Source organism: Streptomyces pathocidini (genome assembly GCF_001418495.1).
GTDB lineage: Bacteria > Actinomycetota > Actinomycetes > Streptomycetales > Streptomycetaceae > Streptomyces > Streptomyces pathocidini.
This window is the reverse complement of sequence record NZ_LIQY01000729.1, coordinates 1-1,217: the sequence shown is the minus strand read 5'-3', so window position 1 is coordinate 1,217 and position 1,217 is coordinate 1. Positions and strand designations below refer to the sequence as shown.

Genomic DNA, 1,217 nt, shown 5'->3' with positions numbered 1-1,217 from the left:
CGTGCGGTGGGTCTGGCGGGCCACCGCCGACCTCCATCCGCGGCTGCTCGCGGCCGGTGTCCGCGTCGAGCGCTGCTACGACGTGGGGGCCGCCGAGGCCCTGCTCGGCGGGCACGAGGGGCACTGGGGCCGTCCCCGCTCGCTCGCCGCGGCCTGGGCCCGGCTGCACCGGCTCCCCGTACCGCAGGACCCGCCGCCGCGCTCCACCGAGCAGCATCCCTCGCTCTTCGACCCCGGTCCCGTGCCCCTGCCGCCCGGTACCGATCCGCTGGAGGCGCTACTGGAGGTGTACGCCGACCAGCAGCGCAGGCACCGGGCCGCCGAGCATCCCGACCGGATGACGCTGCTGACCGCGGGGGAGTCGGCGGGCACCCTGGTCGCCGCCGAAATGACCCGGGCCGGCATCCCGTGGCGGGCCGACGTCCACCGCGAGCTGCTGACCGAGCTGCTCGGCGAGCGCTACCCGGGCGTCCAGGAACCGCGCCGCTTGGCCGAGTTGGCGGACGAGGTCTCGCGGGCGTTCGGCGGCGCCAGGGTCAGGCCCGACCTGCCGTCGGACATCGTCCGCGCCTTCGCGCGCGCGGGCGTCGCCCTGTCGTCCACGCGCGCGTGGGAGCTGCGGGGGATCGACCACCCGGCGGTGCCGCACCTGCTCGAATACAAGAAGCTCTACCGGGTGCACACCGCCCACGGCTGGGCCTGGCTCCAGGCATGGGTGCGGGATGGCCGGTTCCGGCCCGAGTACATGCCGGGCGGGACCGTGACCGGGCGGTGGACCACCAACGGGGGCGGGGCGCTGCAGATCCCCAAGGTGGTGCGGCGCGCGGTGGTGGCCGACCCGGGGTGGCGGCTGGTCGTGGCCGACGCCGACCAGATGGAGCCGCGCGTCCTGGCGGCGGTCTCGCGCGACCCGGGCCTGATGGAGGTCGCGGCCCAGCCCGGCGACCTGTACACCGCGCTGTCCGACCGCGCCTTCGCCGGCAACCGCGACCAGGCGAAGCTGGCGCTGCTCAGCGCGGTGTACGGGCAGACGTCCGGGGACGCGCTGAAGTTCCTCGCCGACCTGCGGCGGCGGTTCCCGGCTGCGGTCGCGTACGTGGACGAGGCGGCCCGCGCGGGCGAGGAGGGGCGGCTCGTACGGACGTGGCTGGGGCGGACGTGTCCGCCTGCGGTGGGGGCCGATGCCTGGGGCGAGGAGGCGGGGTTGCCTCAGGAGG

General features: G+C 76.4%; 1 protein-coding gene. It reads left to right on the top strand.

The window, feature by feature from the left end; translation table 11 throughout:
• Position 1: 1 nt before the first annotated feature.
• On the top strand, positions 2 to 1,217 hold a 1,216-nt coding region (locus AOK16_RS24860), incomplete at its 3' end, for a bifunctional 3'-5' exonuclease/DNA polymerase (protein WP_079101770.1).